At 73.1% G+C, this 16230-nt stretch carries 14 protein-coding genes; 9 read left to right on the top strand and 5 right to left on the bottom strand.

What is annotated here, in order from left to right; genetic code table 11:
• Positions 1–66 precede the first annotated feature (66 nt).
• The 4 genes from ACZ3J7_RS32885 to ACZ3J7_RS32870 all read right to left on the bottom strand — a co-directional run bounded on the left by ACZ3J7_RS32885 (position 67) and on the right by ACZ3J7_RS32870 (position 4042).
• A complete protein-coding gene (locus ACZ3J7_RS32885) occupies positions 67–1206 on the bottom strand; it encodes a hypothetical protein (RefSeq protein WP_465627056.1) in 1140 nt (379 codons plus the stop codon).
• A 10-nt stretch (positions 1207–1216) separates the two neighbouring features.
• A complete protein-coding gene (locus ACZ3J7_RS32880; protein WP_465627055.1) occupies positions 1217–1927 on the bottom strand; it encodes an ABC transporter ATP-binding protein in 711 nt (236 codons plus the stop codon).
• A gap of 250 nt (positions 1928–2177) precedes the next feature.
• Positions 2178–3572, bottom strand: a complete 1395-nt coding sequence (locus ACZ3J7_RS32875; protein WP_014138338.1) for an aspartate aminotransferase family protein — start codon at positions 3570–3572, stop codon at positions 2178–2180.
• Positions 3569–4042, bottom strand: coding sequence for an Lrp/AsnC family transcriptional regulator (locus ACZ3J7_RS32870; RefSeq protein WP_014138339.1), 474 nt, complete (start codon positions 4040–4042; stop codon positions 3569–3571). The genes ACZ3J7_RS32875 and ACZ3J7_RS32870 overlap by 4 nt, the downstream gene beginning before the upstream one ends.
• A 266-nt stretch (positions 4043–4308) precedes the next feature.
• On the opposite strand from ACZ3J7_RS32870, the gene ACZ3J7_RS32865 reads away from it, so the two are divergent.
• The 5 genes from ACZ3J7_RS32865 to ACZ3J7_RS32845 all read left to right on the top strand — a co-directional run bounded on the left by ACZ3J7_RS32865 (position 4309) and on the right by ACZ3J7_RS32845 (position 9355).
• Positions 4309–5754, top strand: a complete 1446-nt coding sequence (locus ACZ3J7_RS32865) for a gamma-aminobutyraldehyde dehydrogenase (protein WP_465627054.1) — start codon at positions 4309–4311, stop codon at positions 5752–5754.
• 152 nt (positions 5755–5906) lie between these two features.
• Positions 5907–7265, top strand: a complete 1359-nt coding sequence (locus tag ACZ3J7_RS32860; protein WP_465627053.1) for an aminotransferase class III-fold pyridoxal phosphate-dependent enzyme — start codon at positions 5907–5909, stop codon at positions 7263–7265.
• A gap of 115 nt (positions 7266–7380) precedes the next feature.
• Entirely contained in the window at positions 7381–7695 is a 315-nt protein-coding gene (locus ACZ3J7_RS32855) for a WXG100 family type VII secretion target (RefSeq protein WP_465627052.1), read from the top strand.
• On the top strand, positions 7692–8711 hold the full coding sequence (locus tag ACZ3J7_RS32850) for a WXG100-like domain-containing protein (protein WP_465627051.1): 1020 nt from the start codon (positions 7692–7694) through the stop codon (positions 8709–8711). Before ACZ3J7_RS32855 ends, ACZ3J7_RS32850 begins: the two co-directional genes overlap by 4 nt.
• A complete protein-coding gene (locus ACZ3J7_RS32845; RefSeq protein ID WP_465627050.1) occupies positions 8708–9355 on the top strand; it encodes a hypothetical protein in 648 nt (215 codons plus the stop codon). The genes ACZ3J7_RS32850 and ACZ3J7_RS32845 overlap by 4 nt, the downstream gene beginning before the upstream one ends.
• Before the next feature lie 31 nt (positions 9356–9386).
• Here ACZ3J7_RS32845 and ACZ3J7_RS32840 read toward each other — a convergent pair whose 3' ends face one another.
• Positions 9387–11033: a PucR family transcriptional regulator gene (locus tag ACZ3J7_RS32840; RefSeq protein ID WP_465627049.1), complete on the bottom strand. Its 1647-nt coding sequence runs from the start codon at positions 11031–11033 to the stop codon at positions 9387–9389.
• Positions 11034–11219: 186 nt separating this feature from the next.
• Between ACZ3J7_RS32840 and ACZ3J7_RS32835 the strand changes: the two genes are divergently transcribed.
• The 4 genes from ACZ3J7_RS32835 (at position 11220) to ACZ3J7_RS32820 (ending at position 15819) form a co-directional block, all read left to right on the top strand.
• A complete protein-coding gene (locus ACZ3J7_RS32835) occupies positions 11220–12734 on the top strand; it encodes a gamma-aminobutyraldehyde dehydrogenase (protein WP_465627048.1) in 1515 nt (504 codons plus the stop codon).
• A gap of 147 nt (positions 12735–12881) precedes the next feature.
• A complete protein-coding gene (locus ACZ3J7_RS32830; protein WP_465627047.1) occupies positions 12882–13433 on the top strand; it encodes a hypothetical protein in 552 nt (183 codons plus the stop codon).
• Positions 13360–14184: a hypothetical protein gene (locus ACZ3J7_RS32825; RefSeq protein WP_465627046.1), complete on the top strand. Its 825-nt coding sequence runs from the start codon at positions 13360–13362 to the stop codon at positions 14182–14184. Before ACZ3J7_RS32830 ends, ACZ3J7_RS32825 begins: the two co-directional genes overlap by 74 nt.
• A gap of 108 nt (positions 14185–14292) precedes the next feature.
• Positions 14293–15819, top strand: coding sequence for a CoA-acylating methylmalonate-semialdehyde dehydrogenase (locus ACZ3J7_RS32820; RefSeq protein ID WP_465627045.1), 1527 nt, complete (start codon positions 14293–14295; stop codon positions 15817–15819).
• Positions 15820–16230 lie beyond the last annotated feature (411 nt).

The raw sequence follows: 16230 nt of genomic DNA, 5'->3' as shown, positions 1-16230 counted from the left end.
GGAGAGCGGCGGAGGGGCCCGGGAGGACGCGTTCCTCCCGGGCCCCTCCGCGTCCGCGGCGGCGGGCTACCGCAGCGGGCAGAGCAGCACCGTCAGCCCGCCGGTCAGCAGCAGGACGCCACCCGCGGCGAGGGTGCGCAGCGCGGCGGTGCCGGTGAGCAGGGCGGGCGGGGTGCCCAGGCGGTCGAGCGCGTCCAGGGCGGGGCGGCGGTCGGCGCGCAGTTCGTGCAGACGGGCGGCGAGGGCGGCGACCGCGCAGGCGAGGACGAGCAGGCCCTCGACCAGGTTGAGGACGGGCACGCCGGCGCCGGTGCGGGCCCAGCCCCGCCAGGCGACCAGCAGCAGCGCGACGACTGCGGTGAGCACGGCCAGCGGGGCGCCGAGCCGACGGGCCTGGGCGGTGAGCGTCCGGCCGGCCAGCAGGCGCAGCGGCTCGGGCCGGCGCAGGGCGAGCAGTCGGCCGGCCAGGGCGAGCAGCGGGCCGGTCCACAGGGCGAGCGCGAACGCGGCGAGGACCCAGCCGGTGAGCAGGGCGGGGCTGGTGGCGAGGAGTCCGCCGGGGAGGGCCAGGGTGCGTTCGGCGTCGGTGGCGTCGGGGCGCAGCCCGTACAGTTCGAGGCCGACGCCGACCAGCAGGACGGGGGCGGGCAGCAGCAGCCGCCGGGCGCCGTAGTGGTGGCGGGCGGGCTCGACGGGGTGGCCCGGGAGGCCCTCGGGGAAGCGGATCGCGGCGGCCGCGCAGACGCCGGCGACCAGCGGGAGGACCGCGAGCAGGGCGACCGGCGCGGCGGCGGGCAGCGGGACGCCCATGCCGATGTCGGGGGCGAGCCCCGGGCCGGCGATGTCGTTGCGCAGGATCAGGAACAGCAGCAGGGTCAGCGCCGAGCCGAGCGCGCAGGCCAGCGCGGTCTCGCCGGCCACCAGCAGCCGGATCCGGGCCGGTCCGGCGCCGGCCGCGGTCAGGCCGGTGACGCGTTCGGGGTGCTGGGCGGGGACGGCGCGGGCGGCGACGGCGGCGAACCAGCCGACGGCGGCGAGCGGCGGCAGGCACCACAGCAGCCGTTCCAGGTTGCCGCCGGTGCCGTGCAGGGCGCGGCCGAGCGCGCGCAGCAGGAAGGCGGCGACCACGGCGGCGGCGGTCGCGGTGAGCAGCCAGCGGGCGAGGTCGAGGGCGCGGTAGCCGCGGGCGAGCCTGAGGTAGTACACGGCGGCCCCCTCAGTTCCCGGCGGCGACGGCGGCGGGTTCGCCGGCCGCGATCCGGCCGTCGACCAGTTGGACGGTGCGGTCGGCGAACCGGGCGAGCGCCGGGTCGTGGGTGGCCAGGACGAGGGTGAGCCGGTGCGAGCGGGCGGCGCTGGCCAGTATCCGCAGGACCTGCTCGCGGTCGTCGCGGTGCAGCGGCGCGGTGGGGTCGTCGGCGAAGACCACCGGCGGCTCGGCGGCGAGGGCGCGGGCGACGGCGATCCGCTGGCGCAGGTCCTGCCGCAGGTCGGCCGGGCGGAGCTTGGCGAGGTCGGCGACGTCGAGCCGCTCCAGCCAGTCGCCGGCGGCCCGGTGGGCGGCCCGGTGGCCGGCGCCGGCCAGCAGCAGCGGGAGGGCGACGTTCTCGCGGGCCGTCAGTTCCGGGACGAGCTGCGGCTCGGGGCCGACGTAGCCGAAGCGCTCGCGGCGGAGCTTCTCGCGCCCGGAGCGGCCGAGGGTGTGCACGGGGGCGCTGTGGAACCAGACCTCGCCCTCGTCGACCGGGAGCTGCGCGGAGAGGCAGCCCAGCAGGGTGGACTTGCCGGAACCGCGCGGGCCGGTGACGGCGAGCATCTCGCCCTCCCGGACGCCCAGCGAGACGCCGCGCAGGGCGGGGGTGCCGTGGTGGGACTTGACGATCCCTCGGGCCCAGAGCACGTCGTTGTCGGGCGGGGCCGCTGACATGAGATCCATCCAGGTGCCGACGGGGATATGACAGTCGTCAGATTAGAACGATCGGGCGGCGGCGCGGGTGCGCCGCACTGCTCCGAACTCCTCCGAACAGGGAGGAATCACCCCGAAAGCGGCGTGTTGCCCCGCAGATTGACCCTGCCGGCTCCGTCCGCGAACGCCCGGATCCGCCCGGGAACGCCGAAGGGCGGTCCCGGCGGTGAGGTGCCGGGGCCGCCCTTCGGTGGAGGGTGGGGAAGGAGGATCAGATCTTCTGCCACGCGTCGGAGAGGCTGGTCCGCAGGATCTGCTCGATCTCGTCGAAGGTCGACTGGTCGGAGATCAGCGGCGGGGCCAGCTGGACGACCGGGTCGCCGCGGTCGTCGGCGCGGCAGTACAGGCCGTTGTCGAACAGGGCCTTGGACAGGAAGCCGTACAGGACGCGCTCGACCTCGTCGTCGTTGAACGACTCCTTGGTGACCTTGTCCTTGACGAGCTCGATGCCGTAGAAGTACCCGTTGCCGCGGACGTCGCCGACGATCGGCAGGTCGCGCAGCTTGTTCAGGGTGGCCAGGAACTTCGACTCGTTGTCGAGGACGTGCTGGTTCAGGCCCTCGCGCTCGAAGATGTCGAGGTTGGCCAGCGCCACCGCGGAGGACACCGGGTGGCCGCCGAAGGTGTAGCCGTGCAGGAAGGTGTTGTCGCCCTTGTAGAACGGCTCGGCGATGCGGTCCGAGATGATCGTGGCGCCGATCGGGGAGTAGCCCGAGGTCATGCCCTTGGCGCAGGTGATCATGTCCGGCACGTAGCCGAACTTGTCGGCGCCGAACATGGTGCCCAGGCGGCCGAAGGCGCAGATGACCTCGTCCGAGACCAGCAGCACGTCGTGGCGGTCGCAGATCTCGCGCAGGCGCTGGAAGTACCCGGGCGGCGGCGGGAAGCAGCCGCCGGCGTTCTGCACCGGCTCGACGAAGACGGCGGCGACGGTCTCGGGGCCCTCGAAGAGGATGGCCTGCTCGATCTCGTCGGCGGCCCAGCGGCCGTAGGCCTCCGGGTCGACCGTGCCGTCGGGGCCGGCCAGGAAGGCCGGAGCGCGGTAGATGTTGGTGTTCGGGGCCTTGTGGGTGCCCGGCACCAGCGGCTCGAACGGGGCCTTCAGGCCCGGCAGGCCGGTGATCGACAGCGCGCCCTGCGGGGTGCCGTGGTAGGCGACGGCGCGCGAGATGACCTTGTACTTGGTCGGCTTGCCGGTCAGCTTGAAGTACTGCTTGGCCAGCTTCCACGCGGTCTCGACGGCCTCGCCGCCACCGGTGGAGAAGAACACCTTGTTCAGGTCGCCCGGGGCGTAGTTCGCCAGGCGCTCGGCCAGCTCGACGGCCTTCGGGTGGGCGTAGCTCCACACCGGGAAGAAGGCGAGCTCCTTGGCCTGCTTGGCGGCGGCCTCGGCGAGCTCCTCGCGGCCGTGGCCCGCCTGCACCACGAACAGGCCGGCCAGGCCGTCGAGGTACTTGCGGCCCTTGTCGTCCCAGACGTAGGTGCCCTCGCCCTTGACGATCGTCGGCACGGGGGAGTTCTCGTACGACGACATGCGGGTGAAGTGCATCCACAGGTGGTCGTAGGCGGTCTTGGAAAGGTCCTTCTGGGCCGGGTCGGCTGTCATCGGGTGCCCCAGGTGTAGGTCTGTTTCCGGAGCTTCAGGTAAACGAAGCTCTCGGTGCTCCGCACGCCGGGAAGCGAGCGGATGCGCTTGTTGATCAGTTCGAGAAGGTGCTCGTCGTCCTCGCACACCAGCTCGGCGAGGAGGTCGAACGAACCCGCGGTGCACACCACGTAGTCGACCTCGTCGAAGGCGGCCAGCGCGTCGGCGACCGGCTCGATGTCGCCCTCCACCCGGATCCCCACCATCGCCTGGCGGGTGAACCCGACGGTGAGCGGGTCGGTCACGGCGACGATCTGCATCACGCCCTGGTCGAGCAGCTTCTGGACGCGCTGCCGGACGGCCGCCTCGGACAGGCCCACGGCCTTGCCGATGGCGGCGTACGGACGGCGCCCGTCCTCCTGGAGCTGCTCGATGATCGCCTTGGAGGCGGCGTCGAGGGGAACGCTGGCGTTCCGGTCGCGGTTGGCCACGCCGCCACTGTGCCCGACCGGCCGCCGAATCGCAAGCGGCGGTGCTGCTGATTTCGTCGCCGATCCGAATATCGGGAACGGAAAGCGTGGTGCTTCACGCGGCCGTCTGTCGATAAGGGCAGTGGCATGGGTACGCTGGCCACGTACACGCGCGAGCCTGCACACCGCCGATCGTGGCTTGTCGCTGACATGCCGTGGCGGCCCGGACCCGGGAGTAACCTGGCGCCCGGAGCTGCAACGTCGCAGGCCCAGACCGAGGAGAGACCGTGAGCGAGCTTCGTACGCTGCGCAACTACATCAACGGCGAGTTCGTCGACGCGGCGGACGGCCGCACGCTCGACGTCGTCGACCCGACCACGGGCGAGGTCTACGCGACCTCCCCGCTCTCCGGCGCGGCCGACGTGGACGCCGCGATGGCCGCCGCGGCCGCCGCCTTCCCGGTCTGGCGGGACTCCACCCCGTCCACCCGGCAGAAGCTGCTGCTCAAGGTCGCCGACGCGGTCGAGGCCCGGGCCGACGAGATCGTCGACGCCGAGGTGCGCAACACCGGCAAGCCGCGCGCGCTGACCCTCTCCGAGGAGATCGGCCCGATGGTCGACCAGCTGCGCTTCTTCGCCGGCGCCGCCCGCCTGCTGGAGGGCAAGGCCGCGGGCGAGTACATGGACGGGATGACCTCGATCGTCCGCCGCGAGCCGGTCGGCGTCTGCGCGCAGGTCGCGCCGTGGAACTACCCGATGATGATGGCGGTGTGGAAGTTCGCCCCGGCGATCGCGGCCGGCAACGCCGTGGTGCTCAAGCCGTCCGACACCACCCCCGCCTCCACCGTGCTGCTGGCCGAGATCATCGGCGGCGTGCTGAAGGACCTCGACCTGCCGGCCGGCGTCTTCAACGTGATCTGCGGCGACCGCGAGACCGGCCGCCTGATGGTCGAGCACCGCACCCCGGCGATGGCCTCCATCACCGGATCGGTCCGGGCCGGCATGCAGGTCGCCGAGTCCGCCGCGAAGGACGTCAAGCGGGTCCACCTGGAGCTCGGCGGCAAGGCCCCGGTCGTGGTCTTCGAGGACGCCGACATCGCCGAGGCCGTCGAGGGCATCTCGGTGGCGGGCTACTTCAACGCCGGCCAGGACTGCACCGCCGCCACCCGCGTCCTGGTGCACGAGTCGATCCACGACGCCTTCGTCGAGGCCCTCGCCAAGGCCGCCGCCGACACCAAGACCGGCGGCGTCGACGACGAGGACGTCCTCTACGGCCCGCTCAACAACGCCAACCAGCTCAAGCAGGTGGCCGGCTTCATCGAGCGCCTGCCCGCGCACGCCAAGGTCGAGGCCGGCGGCCACCGGGTCGGTGACAAGGGCTACTTCTGGGCGGCGACCGTGGTCTCCGGCCTCCAGCAGGACGACGAGATCATCCAGAACGAGGTCTTCGGCCCGGTCATCACCGTGCAGAAGTTCACCGACGAGGAGCAGGCCGTCGCGTACGCGAACGGCGTCGAGTACGCCCTCGCCTCCTCGGTGTGGACCAAGGACCACGCCCGCGCGATGCGGATGTCCCGCCGGCTGGACTTCGGCTGCGTGTGGATCAACACCCACATCCCGCTGGTCGCCGAGATGCCGCACGGCGGGTTCAAGAAGTCCGGCTACGGCAAGGACCTGTCGTCGTACGGGTTCGAGGACTACACCCGGATCAAGCACGTCATGACCGCGATCTAACGGCGGGTCGTGACCGAGGGCGCCAGGGCGCGGGCCGGGGGCGCGGGGAGTCCTTCCCCGCGCCCCCGGCTTTTCACCCTGTCAGGGGGGCGCGCGACTCGCGTGACAGGATGGAGCTGCCCCCGGTCGGGCGGCCTCCCTACGCTGGTCGCATGAGCACTCCCACCGCTGACTCGGTCGCCGGGCAGGCCGTCAAGGCCGCCGACCGCGCGCACGTCTTCCACTCGTGGTCCGCCCAGGCCCTGATCGACCCCCTCGCGGTGGCCGGTGCCGAGGGCTCCTACTTCTGGGACTACGACGGCAACCGCTACCTGGACTTCTCCTCGCAGCTGGTGAACACCAACATCGGGCACCAGCACCCGAAGGTGGTCGCGGCGATCCAGGCGAAGGCCGCCCGGCTGTGCACCATCGCCCCGGGCTTCGCCGAGGAGTCGCGCAGCGAGGCCGCGCGGCTGATCGCCGAGCGCACCCCCGGCGACCTGGACAAGATCTTCTTCACCAACGGCGGCGCCGAGGCGAACGAGAACGCGATCCGGATGGCCCGGCTGCACACCGGCCGGCACAAGGTGCTCTCCACCTACCGCTCGTACCACGGCGCCACCGCCAACGCGATCACGCTGACCGGCGACCCGCGCCGCTGGGCGAACGAGACCGGCGTGTCGGGCATCGTGCACTTCTGGGGCCCGTACCCGTACCGCTCGAACTTCCACGCCGAGAACGAGGCGCAGGAGTGCGAGCGCGCGCTGGCGCACCTGGAGCAGACCCTCGCGTTCGAGGGCCCGGGCACCGTCGCGGCGATCATCCTGGAGACCGTGGTCGGCACCGCGGGCATCCTGGTGCCGCCGGCCGGCTACCTGGCGGGCGTGCGGGAGATCTGCGACCGGTACGGGATCGTGTTCATCCTGGACGAGGTGATGGCCGGGTTCGGCCGCACCGGCGAGTGGTTCGCCGCCGACCACTGGGGGATCACCCCCGACCTGCTGACCTTCGCCAAGGGCGTCAACTCCGGCTACCTGCCGCTGGGCGGCGTGGCGATCTCCGGGGCGATCGCGGAGACCTTCGCGCAGAAGGCGTTCCCGGGCGGCCTGACCTACTCGGGCCACCCGCTGGCCTGCGCCTCCGCGGTGGCGACGATCAACACGATGGCCGAGGAGGGCATCGTGGAGAACGCCAGGCTCATCGGCGAGACCGTGATCGGCCCCGGCCTGCGCGAGCTGGCCGAGCGCCACCCCTCGATCGGCGAGGTGCGCGGCCTGGGCGTGTTCTGGGCGCTCGACCTGGTGAAGGACCGGGAGACCCGCGAGCCGCTGGTGCCGTACAACGCGGCCGGCGCCGACAACGCGCCGATGGCGCAGCTCGCGGCGGCCTGCAAGCAGCGCGGCCTGTGGCCGTTCACCAACATGAACCGCCTCCACGTGGTGCCGCCGTGCAACGTCAGCGCGGAGGAGGCCAAGACCGGCCTGGCCGTGCTGGACGAGGTGCTGTCCCTCACCGACGCACACACCGTCTGACGATCCTCCACACATCCTCCACGGGGCTCCGGACGATTCGTCCGGGGCCCCGTGAGGTCTTTGCCAACCCCATCAGTACGATGATCCGCCTGACTGGGAGAGCAAAGGAATGACCATGGGGGACACGGGATTTCGGGTCGAACCCGAAGCGCTCACGGCGTACGCCGCCGTGCTCGACGCCCAAGCCGAACGGATCGCCCGGATCCGCTCGGCGCTGAACGGCGTCCGGCTCTCGTCCGAGGCCTTCGGCAAACTGCCGGGCTCGGGCGAGCTGTACGACTCGTACCAGGAGCACGCCGAAGCGGAGCAGGAGAACTTCGCCGACCTGATCGAACTGCTCGACGCGACCGGCGAGGGCGTCCGGGCCACCGTCGACAACTACCAGACCAACGAGCAGGACACCGCCGAGGTCTACGGGGGCGGCCGATGAGCACCCTGGCCCCCGGCTCGTTCGGCGACGCCGTCGACGCGTACAAGTGGACCCGCGACCGGGTCACCGACCAGCTGCCGCCGCTGCCCAGCTTCGAGAACCCGGTCAGCGAGGGCCTCGACGCCGGCCTCGACTCCATCGTCAAGGCGGCCCTGGACGCCACCGGGCTGATGGACGTCCTGGAGAAGGTCACCGGCGACCTCCAGGGGCTGACCGCCGCCGCGCACGAGTGGCAGGCCCAGGCCCAGGCCATGCGGGAGGTCGCCGCCGAACTGCGGTCGGCCGGCACCCAGGTCGACGCGGCCTGGGACGGCGCGGCCTCGGCGGCGTTCGGCGCCCACATGGCCGTCGTGGTCGAGGCCGTCGACGCCACCGCCGAGGACATGGCGCAGGTCGCGCAGATCATCAGCCAGGCCGCCGCCGAGTGCCAGCTCGCCGAGAACCTGATCATCGAGATCATCCGCGAGGCCATCGAGACCCTGATCATCACGCTGGCCGCCGGCCTGGTCGTCGACATCCTCACCCTGGGCCTGGCCACCGCCGCCGAGGCGCTCATCGTCGAGGGCGAGATCGCCATCTACATCGCCCGGGTCGGCCAGGTCTCGCTCAAACTGGAGAAGGCGCTCAAGGAACTGCACGAAGCGGTCAAGGCGATGAAGGCGGCCCGCAGCCTGGGCACCTTCAACAAGGCCCGCAAGGCCGCCAAGGCCGTCCGCAAGCTCGGCGGCAAGGGCAACCGGTGGGGGACCGGCCTGGACCTGATCCGGAACCCGTCGGCACGGAGCCTCGGCGAGTTCGCCACCGCGCAGGCCCTCGGACAGGGGTTCGGCGCGGTCAAGGGGGCGGTGAAGGGCGGCCTGGGCGCCGTCACCGGCGCCGGGGACTTCGCCGGGGTGCTCACCGACAACCTGCTCAGCGACCAGGGCCTGGGCACCGTCGCCGGCGCGCTCGACGGCCCGCCGCAGGGCGCCCCCTACCGGGTCCCGGACAACCGCATCGAGGAAGCCTTCGGATGAGCCAGCCCCACCACCCCCCGTACGGCGCCCCACCGCTGCCCGGCGCCCAGCACCTGCCCGAGGTCGGCCACCTGCTGCCGCCCGGCGAGCAGCCGCGCGGCATCGTCGACGCCGACCTGTGCGACCTGGTCCGCAGGCCGCCCCGGCGCTACCGCAAGGACCCCTCCGGCCGGGCCGGCGAGGCCGCGTTCGGCTGCCTGTTCGTGTTCGTGAACATCGCCGAGTACCTCGCCGACCTGGTCGAGGACTGCACCTGGGGCCTGGTCCGCTCGCTGCGCCGGCTCTTCCGCGGGCGCGGCCTCACCCGCGGCTGGGAGAGCCAGGCCGGACGGTTCGTCATCGCGGTGCGCTCCGCCGAGCGCAACCACGACAACGACGACGTCCTGCTGCTCTTCACCGACCGGCGGATCCTGCTGGTCGGCAGCGGCAACAACACCCCCGGCCCCGCCTCCCGCCGCACCTTCGACCACGACCGGGCCAAGCACGTCCTGGGCGAACTGCCCTACGCCCACCTGACCCGGGTCGAACCCCGGCACACCTGGATCTCCTCCCGGGTCGACCTGCACTTCGCGGACGGCTCGCGGGCCGCGCTGGAGGTCGACGGGAAGGAGCTCCCCGCGCTGGTCGCCCTCGGCCCGCGCTGAGCCCGGACGCGGTGCGCCCGCCGACCCGCCGTCAGCGGCGCACCGCGTCCAGCGCCAGCAGCGCCACGTGCAGGGACAGACAGGACTCCACCTGGTCCAGGTCCACGCCGAGGATCCGCTCCACCTTGTGCAGCCGGTCGTAGAACGACGGGCGCGACAGGTGCGCGGCGTCCGCCGCCGCCGACTTGTTGCGGCCCTGCTCCAGGTAGATCCGCAGCATCTGCACCAACTGGCCGCCGTGCTCCGCGTCGTAGGCCAACAGCGGACCCAACTCGCGCTCCACGTACGTCTGCAGGCGCTCGTCGTCGCGCAGCAGGTGCAGCAGGCCGCGCAGCCGGACGTCCGGCAGGCGGTAGTACGCGGCCCGGCCGCCCGGCGCGTCGTGCAGCGCCGCGTCCGCGACCTGGGTGGCCTCCAGCAGGGTGCGGCGGGCGTCGCGGACCGAACCCACCGAGGAGCCGACCGCTATCACCGGCTCGGCCGCCGCACCGTCCCGGCCCGCCTCCGCGGACAGCCGGCGCAGCGCCGCCGCGAACGCCTCCAACGAGGCGTGCTCCTCCTGCTGCGAGCCGAGCGCCACCAGCAGGCCCACGCCCTCGTCGTCCAGCGCGCCGACCAGCGCCGACAACCGGGAGGCGCGGATCGCGGTGGCCGCCAGCTCGGTGAAGTCCCGCAGCCGGGCCTGCGCCTCCAGCGCCGCCGGCAGCGGGCCCTGCCGCTGGCGCAGCACCACGCCCACCAGCCGGCGCCCCTCCAGCGGCACGCCCAGCGCCTGCGCGCGCAGCGCCACCTCGGAGACCGTCAGCGCGTGCGTCAGGACGCCCGACAGCAGGGTGCGGTGGGTCTGCCGCTCCAGCGACTCCCGGTCGCGCACCACCAGCCGGTTCAGCGCCAGCGTCGCCGCGCCGCGCTCCAGCAGCATCGCGTGCGGGTGCGGCACGTCCCGGGGGAGCGGCACCGGCTCGTCCACCAGCACCAGCCGCCCCCAGTCCTGGCCGCGCGCCCCGACCGTGGTCACCAGCCAGCCCGACCGCAGGTCGTAGCCGGTGCGGCCCGGCGGGTGGACGCCGCGCGAGCGGTGCTCCCAGCCCTCCAGCAGCTCCTGCTCGCCGCGCCCCGCCGGGTCGTGCGCCAGCACCTGGTGCGCCAGGTTCTCCAGCACCACCGGCGCCCCCGCCATCCGGGCCACCTGCCGGACCACCTCGGCGGGCTCCGCGCCCTCCGTCGCCAGCTCGTTGAACACCTGGTGCACCGCCTCGGAGACCCGCAGCTGCTCCAGCTGCGCGTTCACCACCAGCGCGTGCACCGCCTCGGTCACCGCGACGAACCTCAGCTCCCGGCGCAGCACCACCAGCGGCAGGTCGTGTCGCTCCGCCGCCGCGACCAGCGCCCGCGGCAGCGAGTCGAAGTACCGCCGGCCGAACTCGATCACCAGCCCGGCCACCCCGACCTCGGCCAGCTCCCGCACGTACCGGGCCAGCCCGTCCCGGTCCTCCGGCAGCGCGATGCCGGTCGACAGCACCAGCTCGCCGCCGCGCAGCACCCCCGCCACGTCCGGCAGCTCGCTGACGTGCACCCAGCGCACCGGGCGCTCCAGCGCGCCGGAGCCGGCCACCACCTGGGGCAGGCCGCGCCGCATCACGTCGAGGTCGAGCACGCGGGCGACGGTGGGGAGCATCGCTGATACCTCCTGGGGGCTTCTCAAGGTGTCAAGTCAATCATGCGCGGCCGCGACGCCCTGTCGCCCGCGAGCAGCCTTGCAGCGTGTAAGGCCCTTCGACCCGGCCGTTGCTGAGTGACGCTTGCCCCGGGCCCCCGAACCGAGGCATCGTCGGCCGGGACGAGTAGGCAATGGAGGCAGCTCATGGACCTGACCAGCTTCAACGACGGCGCGCAGCACATCGCGGGCCGTCCCGCCAGGAGCTCGGGCGGCGAACCCTTCGCCGTGGTCAACCCCGCGACCGGCGCCACCGTCCAGCAGGTCGAGCTGGCCACCACCGCCGACGTCGACGCCGCCGTCGCCGCCGCCCGCGCCGCCCTCCCCGGATGGTCCGGCGCCACCCCCGGCACCCGCTCCGACGCGCTGAACCGGCTGGCCGGCATCCTCGCCGAGCACGCCGAGGACTTCGCCCGGGTCGAGACCGCGCAGACCGGTAAGCCGATCAAGCTCTCCACCGAGTTCGACGTCCCCGGCACGGTCGACAACACCGCGTTCTTCGCCGGCGCCGCCCGCAACCTGGAGGGCAAGGCCGCCGGCGAGTACAGCGGCGACCACACCTCGTACGTCCGCCGCGAGGCGGTCGGCGTGGTCGGCAGCATCGCGCCCTGGAACTACCCGCTGCAGATGGCCGCCTGGAAGATCCTCCCGGCCATCGCGGCCGGCAACACCATCGTCCTCAAGCCCGCCGAGATCACCCCGCTGACCTCGCTGATGTTCGCCCGCGCCTGCACCGCCGCCGGCATCCCCGACGGCGTCGTCAACGTCGTCACCGGCGCCGGCCGCACCGCCGGCGAGCACCTGATCGGCCACCCCGACGTCGCCATGGTGTCCTTCACCGGCTCCACCGCCGTCGGCAAGCGGGTCGCCGAGATCGCCACCGCCACCGTCAAGCGCACCCACCTCGAACTCGGCGGCAAGGCCCCCTTCGTGGTCTTCGACGACGCCGACCTGGAAGCCGCCGTGCACGGCGCCGTCGCCGCGTCCCTGATCAACAGCGGCCAGGACTGCACCGCCGCCACCCGCGCCTACGTCCAGCGCCCGCTGTACGACGCCTTCGTGGCCGGCGTCGCCGACCTGTACGAGGGCATCCGGCTCGGCGACCCGCTGAACCCGCACACCGACATGGGTCCGCTGGTCTCCTACGCCCACCGCGACCGCGTCGCCGGCTTCGTCGAGCGCGCCCGCTCCTACGCCACCGTCGTCACCGGCGGCCCCGCCACCGGCAAGGGCCACGACGGCACCGACCTCGCGCTCGGCGCCTACCACCGCCCCACCCTGATCACCGGCGCCGCCCAGGACAGCGAGGTCGTCCAGGGCGAGGTCTTCGGCCCGGTGCTCGTCGTGCTGCCCTTCGACGGCGACGAGGAGGGCCTGCGCCTCGCCAACGACACCCCCTACGGCCTGGCCGCCTCCGCCTGGACCCGCGACGTCCACCGCTCGCTGCGCGCCACCCGCGAGATCGCGGCCGGCTGCGTCTGGGTCAACGACCACATCCCGATCATCAGCGAGATGCCGCACGGCGGGTACAAGGCCTCCGGCTACGGCAAGGACATGTCGCAGTACTCGCTCGACGAGTACACCCAGGTCAAGCACGTCATGTTCGACACCACCGCGGCCGCCCGCAAGGACTGGCACCGGACGGTCTTCGGCGACCGCTGACCGCGGGCGGACCGCGGCCCGCCGACGGGCCCGCCCACGGCCCGCCCGCGATCACGTGTAAGAGAACCCCGGTACCCCGCTCTCCCGGGTGACGGCAGCAGGCACCCCGCCCGCCGCCCGTCCCCGGGAGAGACGAGGAACCCCGCCGTGAGCACCACCCCCCACCCCAGCGCCCTGCACTGGCTCGCCGACGCCGCCCCCGACCCCGACGCCTACCGCCGCACCTGGGAACGCACCCGCTCCGGCCTCGCCCTGCTCCCCGCCGGCCACCGCTGGGACGTCCTGCACACCCCCGGCGCGCTCGGCCGCCCCGCCGCCGCGCTGCTCGAACGGCTCGGCGGCGGACCCGTCCTGGCCGACCCCGACGACGACACCGTCGGCTTCCTCGTCCCCGCCGGCACCGCCGAACGCTGGACCGGCACCGGCGTCCGCGCCTCCGGCCGCGGCACCTGGATCGCCGTCCCGCACCCCGCCCGCCGGGCCGGCCGCGGACCGCACTGGCTGCTCCCCCCGCACCCCGACGGCCGGCTGGTCGACCCGCGCGCCCTCGAACTCGCCCTCCACGACGCCGCCGCCCACCGGCACGGACCGCATGGGGCGGGCCCGGACGGGACAGACTGGCCGCATGGACGCCAAGGAAGCCGGGAAGCCCGTGGACCCCGTGAACCCCGTGGACCCCGTGGACGCTCCGGAACGTGACGCCGACGCCGACGCCGACGTCGACCGGGCCGCGCTGCTCGCCGACGCCCGGCCCTACTGCCTCGGGCACGCCCTCGCCCTGGCCGGGCCCGACGCGCTGCGGCTGCACGGCCTGACCGCCGTCCCCGCGCCCGGTCGCGACACCGCGCTGCTGCTGGTCACCGCCGACGGACCGCCCCTGGCCGAACTCGCCACCGGGCTCGCCGAGACCCTGCGCGCCGCCGGCCACCGCGTCCAGGAACCGCCCGGCAGCGCGCGCAGCCGCGAACTCGCCGTCACCGCGGGCGGGCCGTCCCTCGACGGCGGCCCCGGGCGGCCGCCGCAGCGGATCGAACTGCGCCGCGAACCGCTGCACCACCCGCCCACCCGACCGGCCGGCGCCCCCGTCCCGGTCGCCGCGCTGGACGACACCGCCGCGCTCGCCGTCCGCACCCTCTGCGAACGCGCCCTGCCCGCCGACCTGCTGGCCCTGGACGCCCTCACCGAGCACCGGAGCGAAGGCGAACTCCTCGCCCTGGCAAGCGCGTTCGACACCGAGGCGGACTTCGGCCCCGCCGCGCTCGCCGACCGGCTGGAGAGCGCCGCCACCCTGCTGCCGCCCGAGGCCGACGACACCCGGCGGTGGGCCGAAACCTGGGCCCAGGACCTGCGCCTCGACCTGCTGGAGACCACCGCGCTCGCCGACGGCCTGCACGACCCCTACCCGGAGCCGGAACCGGACCGCACGGAGGGAGCCTCCGACGACCTGTAAGGGTGAATCGCGGTTCCCCGTCAGGGTGCTCGTTGAGCGGGCCCTCCCTCCCGCGCAGACTGGAGGACGAGCGCGGGACATCCGTGGACAGTCCGGAGGCAGAGACCCTTGAGCAGCAAGCACATCACCCACTGGATCGGTGGCCAGTACGTCGCCACCGCCGGAACCGCGCCCCGCCGCGGCGACATCCACGACCCGGCCACCGGCCAGGTCACCGGCCAGGTCGACTTCGCCGAGATCGCTGAGGTGGACCAGGCCGTCGCCGCCGCCGCCCAGGCCTTCACCAGCTGGCGCAAGGCGTCGATCGCCAAGCGCACCCAGGTGCTGTTCAACTTCCGCGAGCTGTTCAACGCCCGCAAGGACGAGCTCGCCGCGATCATCGTCGCCGAGCACGGCAAGGTGCACTCCGACGCCCTCGGCGAGCTTGCCCGCGGCCAGGAGGTCGTGGAGTACGCCTGCGGCATCCCGCAGCTGATCAAGGGCGGCTTCACCGAGCAGGCCTCCACCGGCGTCGACGTCTACTCGATCCGCCAGCCGCTCGGCCCGGTCGCCATCATCTCGCCGTTCAACTTCCCGGCCATGGTGCCGATGTGGTTCTTCCCGATCGCGATCGCGGCCGGCAACACGGTCGTCCTCAAGCCGTCCGAGAAGGACCCGTCCGCCGCCAACTTCATCGCCGAACTGTGGAAGGAGGCCGGCCTCCCCGACGGCGTCTTCAACGTCGTCCACGGCGACAAGGTCTCCGTCGACCGCCTGCTGGAGCACCCCGACATCAAGTCGGTCTCCTTCGTCGGCTCCACCCCGATCGCCCGCTACGTGTACGAGACCGGCACCCGCTACGGCAAGCGCGTGCAGGCCCTCGGCGGCGCCAAGAACCACATGCTGGTGCTCCCCGACGCCGACCTCGACCTGGCCGCCGACGCCGCCATCAACGCCGGCTTCGGCGCGGCCGGCGAGCGCTGCATGGCCGTCTCCGTCCTGGTCGCCGTCGACCCGATCGGCGACGAGCTGGTCGCCAAGATCAAGGAGCGGATGGCCACCCTCAAGGTGGGCCCCGGCTGCAACGGCGACTCCGAGATGGGCCCGCTCGTCACCGGCCAGCACCGCGACAAGGTCACCTCCTACGTCGAGTCCGGCGTCGCCGACGGCGCCGAGCTCGCCGTCGACGGCCGCAAGCACGCCGTCACCGCCGAGGACGCCACCGGCGCCCCCACCACCGACGGCTTCTGGCTCGGCCCCACCCTGTTCGACCACGTCAAGCCGGGCATGTCCGTCTACAACGACGAGATCTTCGGCCCGATCCTGTCGGTCGTCCGGGTCCCCTCCTACGACGAGGGCCTGGAGCTCATCAACGCCAACCCGTACGGCAACGGCACCGCCATCTTCACCAACGATGGCGGCGCGGCCCGGCGCTTCCAGAACGAGGTCGAGGTCGGCATGGTCGGCATCAACGTGCCGATCCCCGTCCCCGTCGCCTACTACTCCTTCGGCGGCTGGAAGGCCTCGCTGTTCGGCGACACCCACGCCTACGGCGCCGACGGCGTCCAGTTCTTCACCCGCGGCAAGGCCGTCACCCAGCGCTGGCTCGACCCCTCGCACGGCGGCATCAACCTGGGCTTCCCCACCAACAGCTGAACAGCCCACCGCGCCCCGGCGTGACGGAAGGCCGGCCCCCACCAGGGGCCGGCCTTCCGGCCGTTCACCCCTCGGCACCCTGCGCGCCGCCACGCACCCGGGGGCGGATGTTTGCACCCGGCGCGGATCCGGCGTAGTGTTCACTGGTCGCTCGGCAGGGAGCACCGGACACGCATCTGTGTGGACGGTCCCGGGGCGGCCAATCCCTGAGAAACCAGTTCGATGATCCGTGACGGGTCGGCGTGTCTTTCGCGTTCCCGTTCGTATTTCGTCGTGCTCGTTTTCGGAGATTGCGGCCGATTCGCTTTCCGGAGCAGGGATCGGCTAGAGTTTGAAACGTCGGACGGGCCGTCAGGGCGCGGAAGACGAAAGCGAGTCGGGAAAGAGCACAAGCTCGGATCTGATAAGCTG

This window comes from Kitasatospora sp. NPDC015121, from assembly GCF_055562955.1.
Note: the sequence above shows the minus strand (reverse complement) of the source record. Positions and strands in the feature narration are given on the sequence as shown.

Coding starts and splice junctions, on each gene's coding strand:
- ACZ3J7_RS32835 (WP_465627048.1), top strand. CDS start 11,220: ATGGACCTGACCAGCTTCAACGACGGCGCGCAGCACATCGCGGGCCGT.
- ACZ3J7_RS32825 (WP_465627046.1), top strand. CDS start 13,360: ATGGACGCCAAGGAAGCCGGGAAGCCCGTGGACCCCGTGAACCCCGTG.
- ACZ3J7_RS32850 (WP_465627051.1), top strand. CDS start 7,692: ATGAGCACCCTGGCCCCCGGCTCGTTCGGCGACGCCGTCGACGCGTAC.
- ACZ3J7_RS32880 (WP_465627055.1), bottom strand. CDS start 1,927: ATGTCAGCGGCCCCGCCCGACAACGACGTGCTCTGGGCCCGAGGGATC.
- ACZ3J7_RS32845 (WP_465627050.1), top strand. CDS start 8,708: ATGAGCCAGCCCCACCACCCCCCGTACGGCGCCCCACCGCTGCCCGGC.
- ACZ3J7_RS32840 (WP_465627049.1), bottom strand. CDS start 11,033: ATGCTCCCCACCGTCGCCCGCGTGCTCGACCTCGACGTGATGCGGCGC.
- ACZ3J7_RS32855 (WP_465627052.1), top strand. CDS start 7,381: ATGGGGGACACGGGATTTCGGGTCGAACCCGAAGCGCTCACGGCGTAC.
- ACZ3J7_RS32860 (WP_465627053.1), top strand. CDS start 5,907: ATGAGCACTCCCACCGCTGACTCGGTCGCCGGGCAGGCCGTCAAGGCC.
- ACZ3J7_RS32875 (WP_014138338.1), bottom strand. CDS start 3,572: ATGACAGCCGACCCGGCCCAGAAGGACCTTTCCAAGACCGCCTACGAC.